We start from the raw sequence: 244 nt of genomic DNA, 5'->3' as shown, positions 1-244 counted from the left end.
ATAATGCACCACTGTTTAATGAAGATTTTGAGTCCTGGAAGTATGGTCCTGTCTGTCCAGACCTTTATAAGCTTCATGCTCGCATGAGTTATATTCCTGCTGATTCTCTAAACTTTTCTAATATAAATGTAGATATAACAGAATATCAAAAAAAATTTATAGATGCTATTGCTAACATCTATATGCCTTATAGTGCTTTGCAGTTGAGTGATATATCGCATCAACATAAATCATGGATTAATGC

Annotated in this window: 1 protein-coding gene; it reads left to right on the top strand. The window is 32.8% G+C overall.

Annotation, left to right across the window (positions count from 1 at the left end; all coding sequences use genetic code 11):
- On the top strand, positions 1 to 244 hold a 244-nt coding region (locus QN399_RS26565), incomplete at both ends, for a type II toxin-antitoxin system antitoxin SocA domain-containing protein (protein ID WP_330201972.1).

Origin of the sequence: Pseudomonas sp. 10C3, from assembly GCF_036346185.1 — a bacterium.
Lineage (GTDB): Bacteria > Pseudomonadota > Gammaproteobacteria > Pseudomonadales > Pseudomonadaceae > Aquipseudomonas.
Note: the sequence above shows the minus strand (reverse complement) of the source record. Positions and strands in the feature narration are given on the sequence as shown.